The organism is Psychromonas sp. KJ10-5, from assembly GCF_055808325.1.
The window spans coordinates 2736313-2753297 of sequence record NZ_CM147864.1 but is presented as its reverse complement, the minus strand read 5'-3'; the positions used below and the strand labels follow the sequence as shown (position 1 = coordinate 2753297).

Below are 16985 nucleotides of genomic sequence, written 5' to 3'. Positions count from 1 at the left end.
CAAAGTGTTTATCGGCTTTTCTTATAATACTTTGAGTTATTGGTTTATGCCCTAACGCCTTCAAGATATCCTTAGTACTAAGTAAGGCTTTTCCTCTGTTCCATCACCTGTAGATAGGATGCCATCTAAACAAGCTAGACCTAGACCTGTTGATGAAATATACCCCTCCTCATCTCCTATGGATTTATATAAATCAGCAAAGTAAAAGTGGAAAGATGGTGTTAGGAGGAAATTTTCATGAGCTTCGCTAAGTAGATCTATTGCTTTTTGTGGATCACCGCTCTCTGTTGCTACTGCTGCTTCTAGCAACGCTAATGAGTCTGGGTCATACTTTTTAGACTCAATTACTAATTGCCTCAATTCAAGGAAAGATAGGTGGTTTGGTGCTTTTCTTTCAAAGCGTGATAATTTTACAATCATGGTTTTAAGTTACCCTTCGTTATTATTTTATTTTCCATCACTTCCTTCTTTTGAATGACAATAAATTGGTTGTAATAGCTACTAAGTGCATAGATATATCCATAATCGTATTTTTAGTGACTCTGTCATTGACCATGAATTTTTGATCAACCAATCAAACATTTCTTTTCGATCTAAGCATGTAATGGTGTCATATGTTTTACCCGGATATGCATTTTTATTTGTTGAGAATAAAACTATTTTTTTAGTTTTAGATGCATATTTAATATATCTTTCTGGTGGTAGTGAATCAGGATAAAGACCTGATTTTACCTGCACATAACATGTTTCAGAGCTTTTGTTTACCATGGAAAATTCAAACACTGGTTTGCTTCTAAAGCATGTTGATTTAACTAATGTCCAACCCTCATTTTGTAGGAACGCTGAAACCATATCTTCAACTTCATCGGGAGTCATTATTGAGAATATTGCATCCATATTTAGTTGGCGCATTTTAATAACAAGCAAAGATTCATCAATATTCGGAACCCAATCTTTATTGTTTTTTAGTTGATCAAATATAAGATCATTACATTTTTTTTCATCGGGTTTAATATTAATTTTCTGAATCATCCTCCGAGCGATTGTTCCTCGTTGAATTGCTCCTGAAACAAATACTTCAGGCACTTTTACCCAATCAGCTCTTCTCGCATGCCCTAAATCATACTTTATAAAATCGATATCTATATTTAAACCTGAAATAATTTCATCTTCAGCTCTACATAGATAATAATCTCCTTTTTGATGTAGCCAGACGTGATCTCCTTTTTTTACTTCTTCTAATAACTTTCTGATTGGATATGGCCACTGACTATATCGTCTCATGACAAGTTCTTTCATTTCTATTAAGTTAGAAGCTTGTATTTCTTCATATGCTTCAGACCAACCAACACCCAACAAAGATTTGTCTTTGCACAAGTTGAATGGATCATACCCTGGTTCATTATCTGGTTTTATAGATAGCTTCCATGTACTCATGTCCTACTCCTTATTTGTCTTAGCGAAGAAAAAAATAAATTTCTAATGGTGGAAAGTGATATATGTAATCAAATTAACGAATAGATATAATTATCTTTATATTTACGATTATTTCCCAATGTACTTCTTAATGGTTATTTGGTCTAATTGGTTCATGAATTTTTTCTAATATATATAATTTTTAAAACTTTATGATAAATATATGTATTACTCATTTATCAGAATGAATGGAGCTGAAATGAATCGAGACAATATAATAAAAATGTTTAAAGATGAGTTCGTTGATATATCTGATAAGTTTAAAATATTTGATTTGACTGCTGAAGAAGCTAGGCATTGTAAAGATGATTGTGTATGGCATCCGGGTGTATATGTATGGGTTCATGATAAAGATGGTGTTTTACGTATTGGGAGACATTTAGATAACTCTCGTAAACGAGCATTAGAGCATATTGTTCAAAATACAGGTGAAAAAATGCGAGCTTATGGGGCCGATAATGGAACGCGTGTGTATCTATTTAATGTGATCAACAATAACGATAAACATTGGGTTGCAGCTCTAGAAATATATTTTGAACTGAGGTTAAACCCTCTATTGAAAGCGGGGCGATTAGGTTAATAGTGACGATTTAAAATCATATATTAGTTTAAAAAAGCATTTGAATTTATTTTATGTGGTACTTATGTGTAATTTTCCTGTTTAACAGATCTTATTTAATGCATAAAAATCTATGTTGAAATTAATTTAGATCTTACTAAGTTACTTTTAATACATGTCAGGTTGAAGGATTCCAAATCCGTATGTTGGGAGTTCGAATCTCTCCACCCCTGCCACATTTAGATAAAGCCTCGACAATTGCCGGGGCTTTTTCGTTTCTAAGTCCATCTTAAAATTAATCACTTCTATTTATTCCATCATTAATCTTAAACGTTGAATTTAAATTTAAGCTATCGTGATCCCTGCCTGATAATTCATTGCTCTATTTATGCTTGTTAAGGTAACTTATAAGTTGTGTAAAGGGCGCGTTCATTTGCCTCTATTTACAGCTTCAACTAACCTATTTTCCCCCGAGAAATTTAGATCATTTATTTAATATTATTGGCATGAAAAACCAAATAAAATTCTTTGTGAATTAATTTTCAGCACCAAAATGGTGATTTATGTTGATTTTAATAGGTTTTATTACTCTCTTTAAGGTTTTAAATTTATTATTATTACTCTTGTTGAAATTATATTCGGTTTGTTTTTGTCGTATTAATTTAAATTCTGTTTTTTGTTTATTAAGGCAAATTAAGTATTCTTTTCATTGCGATTGATTTTTTTGGCATATTGATTGCTGCTTTAATAGTACCTTTATCGTCAGTCCTATTTTATGCAGACTACGGCCTCTAATGTATGTGCAATATTGAAGTCAGTAAGCAGTGGAACTTGTGTTAAAGCTTTGGAATTAAATTCCTTCTTTGCTCGTATCTACCTTTGTTACATCGTATAAAAACGCTAATTAAGAGGTGGGATATATCATGGTAAGGCATCAATAATTGATATTTTACTTTTACCCATTTTAATAAAGGTCGTTAATAATGAAAAACTTAGATCGAATTGATTATAAAATACTTGATGTCTTACAGAGTCATGCCCGTATCACTAATCAAGAGTTAGCAAGCCGGATAGCATTAGCGCCAAGTTCTTGTTTGCAGCGTGTTCGTCGTTTAGAAGAAGACGGGGTAATAGAGGGGTTCCATGCTCGAGTAAACCTATACTCTATATGTCGCTTTGTGACTTGCATTGCTAATGTTGATTTAAAAAATCATTCTTATCAAGAGATGCTTGCTTTTGTTGAAGTGGTTAAATCAATACCTGAAATCGTTGAATATTATACAGTTAGTGGTCAATGTGACTTTATTTTAAAAGTTATTTGTCGTGATATGCGATCTTATTTAGAGATTAATGATAAGTTAATTAGCAGTCCTGATTATGTTGCAACGATTAATACGCATGTAGTACTTAATGAAGATAAAGCCTTTACTAAAGTTAACCTTGATACATTAAGCTGACAGCATGTTTGGTTTTAGTTGTTGTATCGTAATAGGCAACGAAGATACCCATTATTAATATAGCAATAATAAGTAATGACCATGGTTAATAGCAGGCTTTGTTGATTCTCCCTGCGCTTAAATAAGTCAATTAATGAATAGGGTTAATAGCAGCTTATCTACCTAATTTCCTCCATTTAATTAAGGTCATGGTAATAGTGACCCATATTCAATATCACTTCTTAACAAATTGTTTTTTGTTACTCATCTTTAATTCAACTAAACGACACGAGCCAATTTGGTGCTTATTGAGTTGTTTTGGTGCGTTTTTTTGTTTTCGCTCTCAGTTAAGTCTTTATTTTATTTTACTCTAAATTTAATGCCGAATTATATTTGGTTATTTGATGTTGTTGTTAATAATATTTCTCAATTCATGTTTATAGCTAATAAAGTTTTTTTATCTATTTTGTTAAAGGTATTGGCACCTCTATTGCTAAATATTTGTTATTAACCGGCAGTTAAAAAACTGTTAATAGCAAGATATTTTAGCCCATTTCATCTGATTAAATGTGAGTAAATAAACTTAATCAAAAGTAAATTTAACGAGGAAATTATGAATAGCATTAGTGAATCCAGAAGTGACTTTGACAAATATTTAATTCCAACTTATGCACCCGCTCCATTTATTCCGGTAAGAGGGAAAGGTTCAACTGTGTTTGATCAGCAAGATAAAGACTATATCGATTTTGTTGGTGGAATTGCAGTTAATGCCCTTGGTCACAGCCACCCAGCTGTTAAAGAAGCTTTGGTTAGCCAAGCAGAAAAACTATGTCATATGGGGAATGGCTACACTAATGAGCCTGTGCTTGCTCTAGCTAAGCAGTTAGTTAAGCATACTTTTGCAGATAAAGTTTTCTTTTGTAACTCTGGTGCTGAAGCAAATGAAGCGGCATTAAAACTAGCAAGAAAGTTCGCTAATGATAATTTTGGTAAGCAAAAAAATGAAGTTATCTCTTTTGAAAAGTCATTTCACGGCCGTACCTTATTTACTGTTTCTGCAGGCGGCCAACCTAAATATTCGGAAGACTTTGCTCCTCTACCAAAGGGCATTAAGCATGCTCCATTTAATGATCTTGAAGCGGTTGCTGAGTTAATTAATGAGAATACTTGTGCTGTTATCGTAGAGCCTATCCAAGGTGAAGGTGGTGTTATACCTGCAACTACTGAGTTTTTAAAAGGGTTGAGAGTGCTGTGCGATAAACATAATGCAATGCTTATCTTTGATGAAATCCAAACAGGTGTAGGTCGTACGGGGGCACTTTACTCTTACATGCAATATGGTGTTACGCCGGACCTACTGTCTACCGCAAAAGCGTTAGGAGGTGGTTTTCCTATTGGTGCTATTTTAACTACAGATAAATTTGCAGGGGCATTTTCGCCTGGCTCTCATGGAACAACTTACGGAGGCAATCCTTTAGCAAGCGCTGTGGCAGGCAAAGTACTCTCAATCATTGCTGAGCCTAAATTCCTAGCTGAGGTTGGTCGTAAGCATGACTTTTTTATTCAACAATTAGAAGCAATAAATGCACGTTTTTCTGTTTTTAAGTCATTACGTAGTGCTGGGCTATTAATTGGTTGTGAATTAACAGAAGCACACCAAGGAAAAGCGAAAGCTATTACCAATATTGCAGCAGAAGAGGGGGTACTTGTACTTATTGCTGGACCAAATGTATTGCGTTTTGCACCTGCTCTTAATATTTCCGATGAAGAAATGCAACGAGGGCTTGCACGTTTAGAAGTTGCCATTAAACGTTATCTAGAAGCTTAACCATAGTGGTTAAGCTATTTGATATGGATTTTTAGTATAAAAGTAGATAAGGATGCGTAACATGATGATAATTCGGCCGGTCACGCGAGAAGATCAAACTGCTATTTATGAGTTAGCCGGGAAAACGGGTATTGGCTTTACTTCTTTGCCTGAAAATAATCAGTTAATTGAACAACGTATAGAAAGAATGTTAAAAACCCGAGAGGGTGGTGCAACAAAAGCAGAGCAAGGTTACTTATTTGTTTTAGAAGATACTGAGCTTAATAAAGTGGTAGGGGTAAGCGGCATAGAAACGGCACTTGGCCTTATTGAACCTTGGTATAATTACCATGTTGGTACGTTAACCAATGCATCGAAAGAACTAGGTATTTATAACCAGATGGAGACGCTTACACTCAGTAATAATCACACTGGTTACAGTGAGTTATGTACTCTGTTTTTAGATCCTGAGTATCGCCATAGTAAAAACGGGCATTTACTATCTAAGGCGCGTTTATTATTTATTGCGCAGTTTAAAGAGCACTTTTCGGAGAAACTCATCGCAGAGATGAGAGGAGTCTCTGATGAGAAAGGTGTATCACCATTTTGGGAAAGTTTAGGACGTCATTTTTTCACGATTGATTTTTCTTATGCTGATTATTTAACTGGCATTGGGAAAAAGTCATTTATTGCAGAGCTTATGCCTACACACCCTTTATACGTTAACTTCTTAACACCAGAGGCACAGGAGGTTATTGGAAAAACACATAAAAATACTATCCCTGCTCGGAAAATATTAGAAAGTGAAGGGATGCGTTATGGTGGGTACGTCGACATATTTGATGCTGGCCCAACCTTAGAAACCTATGTAAATGATTTGCGTATTGTTAAGACGCTTGGTGTTTGGCCGATTAAGATCGTATCTGAAGCGTCTGCTGATCAAAGTACTTGTGAGGTCAGTGTTCCTTATATGGTCTCTAATCAACGCTTTAGTGAATTCCGTGCGATGCTCATTACCCCTATTTTTTCAGATTCTCATCTTATTATCACAGAAGTGCAAGCGAAGGCTTTGCATTTATCGTCTGGTGACAGTGTATCCGCTGCTCCTTTATTCCCTGCAGTAAATAAAAATTTGAAGGAGGCGCAAAATGTTGCAGCCTAGTTTATATATCAATGGCCAATGGATGACTGGTTCTGGCTCGTTATTTAATAAAACAAACCCAGCAACAAATGAGTTAATTTGGTCTGCTCATGAAGCCACACCTGAAGACGTTGAACAAGCAGTAAATGCTGCGCGGAAGGCTTTTAAATCATGGTCTCAAACTCCCTTAGTAACGCGTATTAGTACACTCAATACTTTTTGTACTCAACTAACGGAAGCGAAACAGGAGTTGGCTGATATTATCGCTCAAGAAACGGGCAAGCCTTTGTGGGAAGCGTTAACAGAAGTGCAAGCCATGATTAATAAAATGCAGATATCTATTACTGCGTTTCATGAACGTACCGGTGAAAAAACGACAGAGTTGCCTGATGGACAGGCAGTCTTGCGCCACCGTCCACACGGTGTATTGGCTGTTTATGGCCCTTATAATTTTCCTGGGCACCTTCCTAACGGGCATATTATCCCTGCTTTATTGGCCGGTAACTGTGTTGTTTTCAAACCAAGTGAATTAACTCCTTTTACTGCTCAAAAAACGTTAGAAATATGGGATAAAGCGGGTTTACCCGCTGGTGTTTTAAACCTTATACAAGGTGGAAAATCGACGGGTATTGCGTTGTCAGCACATCCTGATATTGATGGTTTACTTTTCACCGGAAGTGCAAACACTGGTTACCACCTACACCGTCAATTAGCTGGACAGCCAGAAAAAATACTGGCTTTAGAGATGGGGGGGAATAACGCTTTGATCATTGAGTCTATGGATGATCTTGATGCTGCTGTGAACTTGACGATTCAATCTGCATTTATTACTGCCGGTCAGCGTTGTACGTGTGCTCGACGTCTTCTTGTTAAGTCAGGGGAGCTTGGGGATAAATTTATTGAGCGCTTAGTTGCAGTCAGTAAACAAATAAAAGTTGGTCAATATAATCAAGAGCCAGCTCCTTTTATGGGCTCTGTTATTTCTAATCAAGCAGCAGAAATATTGCTAAATGCACAACAAGAGCTTAGCCACAATGGTGCGAAAGTGCTGTTAGAAATGACACGTTTGCAACCTGATATTGCGCTGCTTTCTCCTGCGATTATTGAAGTTGAAGACCTAACAGCATTACCTGATGAAGAGTATTTTGGCCCATTGTTAATTGTGTCTCGTTATCGTGAATTAAGTGATGCGATTGCGATAGCAAATAAGACGCGCTATGGATTATCTCTAGGGTTAGTTTCTAGCAGTCGTGATGATTATGAGCAGGTTTTACTTGAAGGGCGTGCTGGTATTGTGAATTGGAATAAACCTTTAACTGGCGCTTCAAGTAATGCGCCATTTGGTGGAATCGGGGCTTCTGGAAATCATAGACCAAGTGCTTATTACGCAGCTGATTATTGTTCTTGGCCAATGGCCTCAGTGGAATCTGAATCGATTGAGATGCCTAAATCGCTATCTCCTGGTTTACAATTTTAAGGAAAGCTCATGTCTTCATATGAAGTAAATTTTGATGGTTTGGTTGGGTTAACACACCACTATGCGGGATTGTCTTTTGGTAATGTTGCCTCTACCAATAATAAAAAACAATTAGCCAACCCTAAATCAGCGGCTTTGCAAGGCCTATTAAAGATGAAAACGCTAGCTGATATGGGATTTAAGCAAGGCGTTTTACCTCCACAGGAAAGACCTTGTATTCCTACTTTACGTGCTTTGGGTTTTACTGGTGATGATACTCAGATTATTACACAAGCTGCAAAGCGAGCACCTAGAGTATTGTCAGCTGTCAGCTCTGCTTCTTCAATGTGGGTAGCTAATGCTGCGACTGTTTCACCTTCTGCAGATACCCAAGATGGAAAGGTACATTTTACTGTCGCAAACTTAAATAATAAGTTTCACCGCAGTATTGAAGCTGATACCACAGGTCGTGCATTAAAAGCTATTTTTAATAGCGATACGCACTTTAGTCATCATGCCGCACTTCCTCAACAAGCTATTCTAGGGGATGAAGGTGCGGCTAACCATAATCGCCTTTGTAGTGAGTATGGTCGTGCTGGTGTTGAGCTTTTTGTATATGGTCGCAAAGCATTCGGTGGTGAAATAGAGCCACATAAATTCCCTGCTAGACAGACTTTTGAAGCGAGCGATGCGATTACGCGATTACATCAACTTGATCCGTCAAACTATGTTTTTATTCAGCAGAATCCCGATGTAATTGACCAAGGGGTATTTCATAATGATGTCATTTCTGTAAGTAATGGACCTGTGCTGTTTTATCATGAGTTAGCTTTTATAAACCAGCAAGTTGCATTCACAGAGTTGAGAGAAAAACTAGCACTCAGTGGTACGCAGTTTGTTCCTATTTGTGTACCTGCTGCGAAGGTATCTGTTGCTGATGCAGTGAGCACTTATTTATTTAATAGCCAATTACTCACTAAATCCGATGGAAGCATGGTGATTATTGTTCCACAAGAAGTACAAAATAATCCAAGAGTTTGGGCTTATCTAAATGAACTAATTACAAGTGGTTGTCCAATTAATGAAGTTAAAGTATTTGATTTAAGAGAAAGCATGCGTAATGGCGGTGGACCTGCTTGTTTACGATTACGTGTTGCGCTTAAAAATAATGAGCTCAAGGCGTGTAATCAAGGTGCTTTAATGGATGATAACCTATATTCAAGATTAACCCGTTGGATTGAAAAGCATTATAGAGATCGTTTAAGTGAAGAGGATCTTGCTGATCCTAACTTACTGATAGAGAACCGAAGAGCATTAGATGAACTAACTCAAATACTTGATCTTGGTAGTATTTATCCTTTTCAATTATAGAGGTTATCATGAATCAAGTATTAGCTTTAAGTGGTTGTTCTGACTATCCGTTAGCTTTAAAGGGCAGTAATCAACGTTTAAGTTGGCACTGGTTGGATGAAGGGGTGTTACATATCACTCCTCTTGACACTGACTCTAGCGTAGATAAGCAAGTGCTTATTTCTACAGGTATCCATGGTAATGAGACTGCTCCCATTGAAATTGTTGCGCAAATCGTATGTGCATTGCTCAATGGGGCACGCCCCTTAGCTGTGGAGCTTCTAGTGGTATTTGGCAATATTAAAGCGATTGAAGAAGGTAAACGTTATGTAGATGCTGACCTTAATCGGATGTTTAATGGGCGCTATACAGCTTATGCTGATACCGATGAGAGTCTTCGTGCGGCTAACTTGGAGCAGCACGTATTGCATTTTTTTGCCCCGCAAACTAAAGCAAAGCAACATTTTCATTTTGATCTCCACACTGCAATTAGAGGATCTGTTCATGAAAAATTTGGTTTGTTACCCCAACGACTTACTAAAAAAAATAGTGAATACTTTGATTGGTTAGTAGGAATGGGATTAGAGGCTATTGTTGTTAATCCTACCCCTAGTGGTACTTTTAGCTCTTTTACTAGTCATTGTTGCCAAGCTCTTAGCTGCACGTTGGAGTTGGGGAAAGCGACTCCATTTGGAAGTAATGACCTAACTAATTTTTACCAGATAAATGAAGTCTTAATTAAACTGATCAGTGGAAAAAAGATAGATAACTCTAGTCTCGGTGAGCCTGTTATTTATATTGTTGACCAAGAGCTGACTAAATTAAGTGATCAGTTTAAATTTATTACAGTAGATGACAATGTCAATAACTTCACTCGTTATACAGAAGGGACAATTATTGCAGATGATGGTGAGATTAAGTATCAAGTTACTCATGAGTTTGGATGGATACTATTTCCAAACCCTTCCGTTAAAGTAGGTCTCAGAGCTGGCATTTTATTGGCAGAAGGGGATCACGAAAGTTTGTTTGTAGAAAAATAAACACTCAATTGCTGTCGCGAATAATGGTTGATAATAAAAAACTATTCGGGTGTATATCCCCGAATAGTTTACTCATTACCTTCAATTTCTAGTATAGAAATCTAAATTAACGTTTAATCAGTTTAAACTCATCAATACGGACTTCTGTCTGTTTACCAATATCACCCGATGGATCGATTTGTGATGGATCAGTAATATGCAGTTTTGCATAGATTGTCACTGAGACATTTGCGCCGGAATTAAAGTTAAGTACTGTTTGTTTGAAGCGTTTTTTTACTGCGCCTTGCGGGGCATTAGCAAGTTCTGAAACATGGGTTGTTTTACTTGCGAGCGATTTGCCTGTCATTCCATTAACGCCAAAGACTAATTCACTGATAGAGTCATCGCCTTTTTTATCATTGTAATACAGTGATAGCTGATAATCTGTATTAGGCTGTAAACCGTTAACTTGCTGAGTTAAGCCTGGTTGTGCTGTAAAGTCATCTGTTGCAGAAACAAAGCGAAGACGAGATGAACCTTCTTCATCAAATGCGGTATCTTTGGAGCTACCTGCATCGCCTAAACCCGCGTTTTTATCCGCCTCTTTTTTCCACACATCACTTTTACCACTGTTGCTTCTAAATTCAGTTAATTGTGGGTCGATAATCAGGTTTTCTCCAGATGTAACTGCCACTACTGCATCGGCCTTAGTTGATGCGGCTGACGTTGTTTGTGCTGTATTTGCACAACCCGTTAATAGTGCCGCGATAGTTAATCCTAAGTATATCTTTTTCATATCTTACCCCTAAACCTATATTTATTAATGGTGTAGGTACTCTATAGTGCTATTGTATTATTTTATGTGACTACCTAAACATTTTGAAAGTAGTGCGCGGAAATAGCGCATTCTATTTTTATTTATGTGAGATCGGTTACTTGAAAGAGTGGTTTCCAGTATTTAAAAAAATAGGTGATCAAACCCTAACTACCTAATAATAAATGAAAAAATAACATATAAAATATAATATAAAACAATTGTCTGCTAATTAATGTGATGCCCGAGAGAGATGTTTTTAGAAGCACAAAAATCAACAAATTGACTGACATGTGCTGGGCAATTAGCTGCAGGATGATACAAGTTTAGTGTTAATGTCATATCCAATTCTTGCATGGTAATAAACTGACAATCATTTAACCCTAAGTGTTTAACGCATGTTGGTACAAATGAAATCCCCAGTCCAGCTGAGACTACTGTCATTAAGCTACGTATATTGCCATGATGAGAGGTTATATTAGGGTAAAAGCCATTTTTCTCACAATTTGAGACAATGTGATGGTGTAAATCCATGGCTTCTTCAGGTTTGAATAATATGAAGTTTTCGTTTTTTAAGTCTTGAAAGGTGATTTCATCTGTTTTTAGTAGTGGATGTCCATCAGGAATCGCAGCAACCAAAGGATCTGTATAAATTTCTGCACAATAAAAGCGTTCTTTATCTAACAAAGGTTGAGGTCTTGAAAAGCTAACATCAATCTTGTTTTCTAATAAAGCGTTTAATTGCTCCTTAGATGTCATTTCTTGAATTGATATTTTAATGTGTGGATATAACTTTGAAAATTGACTGACAAGTTGTGGGAAAAAAGTAGAGCAAGCAGAAGCAAGGTAACCAATACGTAAACTTTGTTGTTTATCTTGTGCTGCTCTGACCAATTCTGTGACGCGTGTATTGTTTGCAACAATTTCAATGGCTTCTGGCAACAGGATTTTTCCTGTTTCAGTTAAATTTACTTCGCGTGTACTACGCGTAAAAAGCTTAACACCTAGCTCTTTTTCTAGATCTGATATTTGTCGGCTAATGTTAGGTTGTACCGTATAGAGCTGCTTTGCGGCTGCTGAAAAGTTTTTTAAAGCGGCAACGGCGATGAAGGTTTTTAATGCTTTAATTTCCACTAACCCTTTCCTTTTATTACAAATTTGTATTAATGCTATACATTATCAGTATTTCTCACCCCTACCAACGGCACGTATATTTATTTGTGTGGCGTTTATCAAAGTGCCATTAAATTGAATTGTTCATCGCTTTAATAGGGAAGCTTTCCCTCCACCGAATAGGATTTTTAAAATGGATATCGATGTCATTGTTGTGTTGGTTTATTTCGTCTTTTTACTTGGTATTGGTTGGATGTTCCGATCTGCTGCCGATAATACTTCTGAGTACTTTCGAGGTGGTGGTCGTATGCTTTGGTGGATGGTCGGGGCAACTGCATTCATGATGGCACTAAGTGCAATGACCTTTACTGGATTAATGGGAAAAGCTTTAAACAGTGGTATGTCGGTGGCGATTGTATTTTTTGCTAATGCGTTAGGTTACTTTTGTAATTATTTATTCTTTGCCGCTAAAGCACGACAAATGCGTGTGATCAGTCCTTTACAGGGGGCAAGAATGCGTTTGGGCAAATTCAATGAACAAGTCTTTACCTGGGCAAATATCCCGCTAAGTGTATTACAGGCGGCTATTTGGTTGAATGGTTTGGCGGTATTTACTAGCGCAGTGTTAGGTGTGCCATTAGAGCAAACTATTATTGGTGCTGGGTTAGTGGTGTTATTTATGTCTCTGGTCGGCGGTAGTTGGGCGGTCATTGCTTCTGATTTTTTACAAATGGTGATTATCACTGTGATGTCGTTTATTGCAGCTGCAGTGGCCGTTTGGAAGTCTGGTGGTGTAGGGAATTTATTAGAAGTAGGTTTACCAGAGCAAGCATTAATGGGAGATGGTTATAGCTACACTTATTTATTCGTTGGTTGGTTTGTCTGTATTTTTGTTAAGCAGTTTTTTAGTACTAACAATATGGTTGACTCTTACCGCTATATCAGTGCAAAAGACACTAAAAATGCACGAAAAGCCGCTTTACTTGCTTGTGGTCTGATGATCTTTGGGCCATTGGTATGGTTCTTACCTGCATGGTTTGTTGCGGGCAATTACCCTGATGTTACAACGTGGGGACTCGATGAACTAGGTAAAAATGTATCTGACGCGACCTATTATATTTTTGTAAAACGTGAAATGCCAGTTGGTATGGTGGGGTTAATGTTAGCGGCGATGTTTGCGGCAACGATGTCATCGATGGATTCGGCGTTAAATCGCAATGCAGGAATCTTGGTGAAAAGTGTATACGAACCGTACTTCTGTAAAAACCCAAATGAAAAAACCTTGATGCGTGCGAGTCAGTTCTTTACAGCTATGTTTGGCATAATTGTTATTCTCACTGGTTTATTCTTAACGTCGTTACGTGAATTTGGGTTATTTGATTTGATGATGCTGGTGGGCACATTAGTTGGCTTCCCTGTGTTGATCCCTTCTATTATGTGTTTCTTTATTCGTAAAACGCCAGACTGGGCAGGTTGGGGAACTATCTTAGTAGGTATGTGTGTCTCTGGCATTATTGCCTTCGGTATTACACCTGAGCTTGTGGAATCTGTTTTAGGGTTAGAGACACCACTATCTACTCGTGAGTTTGCTGAAATGAAATCGGTAACCTTAGGTGTATCGGGTCATATGCTAATTACTTTACCTTTCTTTGTATTGTCGCAGTTCTTCTATAAAGGGTTATCAGCAGAGCGTACGGCTGAAGTCGAGCAGTTTTTCTCAAACGTTGATAGAGAAGTGGTTGTTGAAGATACAGCATTAAGTATCACGATGGATAACAAACAACATTCAATGTTAGGTCGTTTATTATTAACTGCTTGTGTACCACTTTTATTATTAACGCTAGTGCCAAATCCTTTATGGGGACGTTTATTGTTCGTCGCGGTTGCTGCGATTGTTGGAATAATTGGTTTGTTATTAGTTAAATCAGTGCGCGATGTGCCAGTTGATTCAGTTAATTCAAAAGCAGCTGTTAATTAATTTTCTTTAAATTGTCATTATGGAAGTGAATTTATCGATTCACTTCCTAAGGTTAGAAATATGTCTGTACAAGAAAAATTTGGTGGTGAATTAAGCGAGGAAGAGTTTCGTAAATTTACTCTATATACAACGCAAAGTAATAATTTTGAAGATGATAATAGCAGAGCGAAAATTCTAGGCTTTGTTAACGAACGAGTACGAATTGCACCGGGAGCTGTGGTGAGAATTGGTGATAATCAAATCGGTGCTCGCTCTTATGTTGGTTTATATAGTTACGTTAATGGTGATGTGAGTATCGGGGAAAATGTGTTGATAGGCCCACATGCCAGCATTGTTGCTTCTAATCATGTTTATTCTGTCGAGGATGATTTTTTTAGCGGGCGTAGTGATTTAAGCGAAGGTAAAGTGATTATTAAAGATGGCGTCTGGTTGACTTCGGGAGTGGTTATTACACCTGGCGTAACCATTGGGCGTTGTAGTCTGGTATGTGCAAATTCCGTGGTGACAAACGATGTTGAAGATTACGCCATTGTAGGTGGAACACCGGCGGTACAGTTAGGAAAAATAGATAAAGAAACGGGTCAATACACTTGGTTTAAACAGGAGAAGTAACATGTTAGAGCTAAAACGACATCATGACTTTCAGCTATTTTTCTCACCTGAAGATCAACAACCTGCGTTAACTAATCCACCTAGTTTTAACTGGCCGCAAGCAGATATTCAACAGCACTATGACCTAGAACTGATTTGCTGTACGACTGATCAAGCTTGGCAGTGGCAAGCGATCCAATCGCCATTACAGTTATCTTTTGCTTTGGAGGTTGGTAAGTATCGTTGGCGTTTAACTGATGCCATAGGGTTTAAGTCACAGTGGTTTCATTTTGATATTGAAGAACAGACTGCTGATTATATCGCGCCTACGGCTGAGCAATTATTTGCATTATGTGCTGATAAAAACCAATTTATGATGTATTTTGATGAAGATATTGATAGCGTAAAAACAGCCGCGCAACAGGCTTATCCTAAACTCCAGGCAACGGCTAAATTAGCTGCTCATGCTGATGATATAAGTTACCCTGATCATTATAAGCGTGGTAAGGAAGCAGGTAAAAGGACTGCCATTGCTAACGTTCGTGAATGGATTGATAGAGACTTAATCGCACTCACTTTGCTTTATAAAATATGGCAAGAAGAAGAGAGTGGTCAACACGCAGTTGAATTGTTATTGAGCTTCGCGCAATGGAGCCCAGAAGGTCCTGCTTCTTTAGTTAGACCCTTAACGTGGGGCGATGAAGTAGGATTATCTTTATCGCGTAATCTATTTTTAGCTTATCACTGGTTGTCACCATTAATGACTGAGCCTGAAAAGTCATTTGTTCGACCTATGCTGATTCGTATTGCTTATCAAATGGAAGAGCGTTTAAGTGCTGATCAATTCCATCAATTTCCAGGCCACTCTCATACGTCTCGTTTACCGGGGTATTTAGGTGTGGCTGCGCTGGTATTGCATAAAGAGTTTGACCGAGATGTTTGCGAGCGGTGGTTAAATTACTCTTTAATGATTTATCGCGGAATTTTTCCTTTCTATGGTGGTCAGGATGGCAGTTGGGCAGAAGGACCATTTTATTCATCTTCTTACAGTAAATGGCACCATGCTTTCTTTTTATCGGTTGAACGGTTGAGTGACTTTTCATTTTACGAGCATCCTTTCTATAAAAACTATTGCGACTTTGCAATGGACTTTGTGGCAACGGAACAATCGATTCATCCTTTTGGTGATGGTTTTTGGTGTAAACGAAATAGTGTTGAGTGGCCTGGTTTTTTTGCTCAGAACCCTTTACGTATTTATGCACATCGTTTTGGTGATCAAAAAGCGATTCAAACGAGTGAATATTTAGAATCAAAAATCAATTGTTATAGTTTGCACTTATTGGATGTAGTGAGCACAGTGAAGCAGCTCGAATATGAGCGTCAATCTCAGGTTAAAGCAAAGCCTGCTCGAACCACCGCCAGTCATTTTTATCAGCATGCAGGCTTTGGTATTGCTAGTTATGAACAGGTTGATTTATTGTTTAGAGCCAGTCCTTTTGGAAATAGCTCTCATCGTCACGCAGACCAGGGAAACCTTGCTCTGATGGATAATCGTTTAGGCGTATTAACTCCTACGGGAAGCTATGGTTATTGTTTTGGAAGCAGCCATCATAGTGAATGGACACAAACAACTCGCGCCCATAATTTGCCATTAATTGATGGTGTAGGACAAATCATTGATGATGAGAGTGCAGCAGCGAGAGTAACTTATCAGCAAGAAGGTGATGCTTGGGTTTGTTATAAAGCAGACCTTAGTTGTACATATCTTGATGCAAAGTCTTTTATACGCACCTTTATTTTAATCAAAGGTAAAGGAATCATTGTGTGGGATGTTATTCAGTTATTTGATGCAAAACCATTGCAGTGGCGTTTACATAGCCATTTAAATGCATCATTAACAGAAGGTGCGGTTGAATTATGTTCCCCTGAATTGCCTCAACCTTATCATTGTAAAGTGCAAAGTAATATTAATGTTGCTGCCACCTTGGACTTTGGTTACGAAGAAGATATCCCTGTTTCTGGGGGAATAGAGTCAGATGCGACTACTGATATTTATCATATGCAGTGGGAGTTCCCTCCCGCGAGTGAGCATAATGTCGCGGTAAGCTGTTTGAAATCTACGGTGCCTATAAAAGTTAATGAGTCCGGAGAGTTAGTTATTGGATTAGATGGACAGCAGTTAGTGGTTGATGATGAAGGAGTTAACACTCAAATAATTGAAGCTGTTTTATGATGGAGTGAGTAA

General features: G+C 37.7%; 14 protein-coding genes. 10 read left to right on the top strand and 4 right to left on the bottom strand.

The genetic code is table 11. The features are described from left to right. Positions 1–60 precede the first annotated feature (60 nt). Positions 61–420, bottom strand: a complete 360-nt coding sequence (locus tag AC0L3W_RS12125; RefSeq protein WP_409438776.1) for a hypothetical protein — start codon at positions 418–420, stop codon at positions 61–63. Positions 421–501: 81 nt separating this feature from the next. Then, positions 502–1437 (bottom strand): hypothetical protein, encoded by a 936-nt coding sequence (locus AC0L3W_RS12120; RefSeq protein WP_409438777.1) that lies wholly within the window; start codon positions 1435–1437, stop codon positions 502–504. 238 nt (positions 1438–1675) lie between these two features. Between AC0L3W_RS12120 and AC0L3W_RS12115 the strand changes: the two genes are divergently transcribed. The 7 genes from AC0L3W_RS12115 (at position 1676) to astE (ending at position 10265) form a co-directional block, all read left to right on the top strand. Next, positions 1676–2056, top strand: coding sequence for a hypothetical protein (locus tag AC0L3W_RS12115; RefSeq protein WP_409438778.1), 381 nt, complete (start codon positions 1676–1678; stop codon positions 2054–2056). 962 nt (positions 2057–3018) lie between these two features. Further along, positions 3019–3492 carry an Lrp/AsnC family transcriptional regulator gene (locus AC0L3W_RS12110; RefSeq protein ID WP_290039570.1) on the top strand — a complete coding sequence of 158 codons (474 nt, stop codon included), beginning with the start codon at positions 3019–3021 and terminating at the stop codon, positions 3490–3492. Positions 3493–4093: 601 nt separating this feature from the next. Next, positions 4094–5299 (top strand): bifunctional succinylornithine transaminase/acetylornithine transaminase, encoded by a 1206-nt coding sequence (locus AC0L3W_RS12105; RefSeq protein ID WP_409440401.1) that lies wholly within the window; start codon positions 4094–4096, stop codon positions 5297–5299. A 61-nt stretch (positions 5300–5360) separates the two neighbouring features. Then, positions 5361–6440 (top strand): arginine N-succinyltransferase, encoded by a 1080-nt coding sequence (gene astA / locus AC0L3W_RS12100; RefSeq protein ID WP_409438779.1) that lies wholly within the window; start codon positions 5361–5363, stop codon positions 6438–6440. Further along, positions 6427–7896, top strand: a complete 1470-nt coding sequence (gene astD / locus AC0L3W_RS12095) for a succinylglutamate-semialdehyde dehydrogenase (RefSeq protein WP_409438780.1) — start codon at positions 6427–6429, stop codon at positions 7894–7896. Before astA ends, astD begins: the two co-directional genes overlap by 14 nt. A gap of 9 nt (positions 7897–7905) precedes the next feature. Beyond that, a complete protein-coding gene (astB, locus tag AC0L3W_RS12090; RefSeq protein ID WP_409438781.1) occupies positions 7906–9246 on the top strand; it encodes an N-succinylarginine dihydrolase in 1341 nt (446 codons plus the stop codon). A gap of 8 nt (positions 9247–9254) precedes the next feature. Beyond that, positions 9255–10265, top strand: a complete 1011-nt coding sequence (gene astE / locus AC0L3W_RS12085; protein ID WP_409438782.1) for a succinylglutamate desuccinylase — start codon at positions 9255–9257, stop codon at positions 10263–10265. A 106-nt stretch (positions 10266–10371) separates the two neighbouring features. On the opposite strand, the gene AC0L3W_RS12080 is transcribed toward astE, so the two are convergent. Continuing rightward, complete coding sequence (locus AC0L3W_RS12080) at positions 10372–11040, bottom strand: hypothetical protein (RefSeq protein ID WP_290039564.1); 669 nt, start codon at positions 11038–11040, stop codon at positions 10372–10374. Between the two features lie 246 nt (positions 11041–11286). After that, entirely contained in the window at positions 11287–12192 is a 906-nt protein-coding gene (locus AC0L3W_RS12075; protein ID WP_409438783.1) for a LysR family transcriptional regulator, read from the bottom strand. A 172-nt stretch (positions 12193–12364) separates the two neighbouring features. On the opposite strand from AC0L3W_RS12075, the gene AC0L3W_RS12070 reads away from it, so the two are divergent. The 3 genes from AC0L3W_RS12070 to AC0L3W_RS12060 are packed head-to-tail and all read left to right on the top strand — an operon-like array spanning position 12365 to position 16973. Next, complete coding sequence (locus AC0L3W_RS12070; RefSeq protein WP_409438784.1) at positions 12365–14149, top strand: sodium:solute symporter family transporter; 1785 nt, start codon at positions 12365–12367, stop codon at positions 14147–14149. A gap of 60 nt (positions 14150–14209) precedes the next feature. Further along, on the top strand, positions 14210–14761 hold the full coding sequence (locus AC0L3W_RS12065) for an acyltransferase (protein ID WP_290039561.1): 552 nt from the start codon (positions 14210–14212) through the stop codon (positions 14759–14761). 1 nt (position 14762) lies between these two features. Beyond that, entirely contained in the window at positions 14763–16973 is a 2211-nt protein-coding gene (locus AC0L3W_RS12060; protein WP_409438785.1) for a heparinase II/III domain-containing protein, read from the top strand. Positions 16974–16985 lie beyond the last annotated feature (12 nt).

Coding starts and splice junctions, on each gene's coding strand:
- AC0L3W_RS12110 (WP_290039570.1), top strand. CDS start 3,019: ATGAAAAACTTAGATCGAATTGATTATAAAATACTTGATGTCTTACAG.
- AC0L3W_RS12115 (WP_409438778.1), top strand. CDS start 1,676: ATGAATCGAGACAATATAATAAAAATGTTTAAAGATGAGTTCGTTGAT.
- AC0L3W_RS12080 (WP_290039564.1), bottom strand. CDS start 11,040: ATGAAAAAGATATACTTAGGATTAACTATCGCGGCACTATTAACGGGT.
- AC0L3W_RS12120 (WP_409438777.1), bottom strand. CDS start 1,437: ATGAGTACATGGAAGCTATCTATAAAACCAGATAATGAACCAGGGTAT.
- astB (WP_409438781.1), top strand. CDS start 7,906: ATGTCTTCATATGAAGTAAATTTTGATGGTTTGGTTGGGTTAACACAC.
- AC0L3W_RS12065 (WP_290039561.1), top strand. CDS start 14,210: ATGTCTGTACAAGAAAAATTTGGTGGTGAATTAAGCGAGGAAGAGTTT.
- astE (WP_409438782.1), top strand. CDS start 9,255: ATGAATCAAGTATTAGCTTTAAGTGGTTGTTCTGACTATCCGTTAGCT.
- AC0L3W_RS12070 (WP_409438784.1), top strand. CDS start 12,365: ATGGATATCGATGTCATTGTTGTGTTGGTTTATTTCGTCTTTTTACTT.
- AC0L3W_RS12060 (WP_409438785.1), top strand. CDS start 14,763: ATGTTAGAGCTAAAACGACATCATGACTTTCAGCTATTTTTCTCACCT.
- AC0L3W_RS12125 (WP_409438776.1), bottom strand. CDS start 420: ATGATTGTAAAATTATCACGCTTTGAAAGAAAAGCACCAAACCACCTA.
- astA (WP_409438779.1), top strand. CDS start 5,361: ATGATGATAATTCGGCCGGTCACGCGAGAAGATCAAACTGCTATTTAT.
- astD (WP_409438780.1), top strand. CDS start 6,427: ATGTTGCAGCCTAGTTTATATATCAATGGCCAATGGATGACTGGTTCT.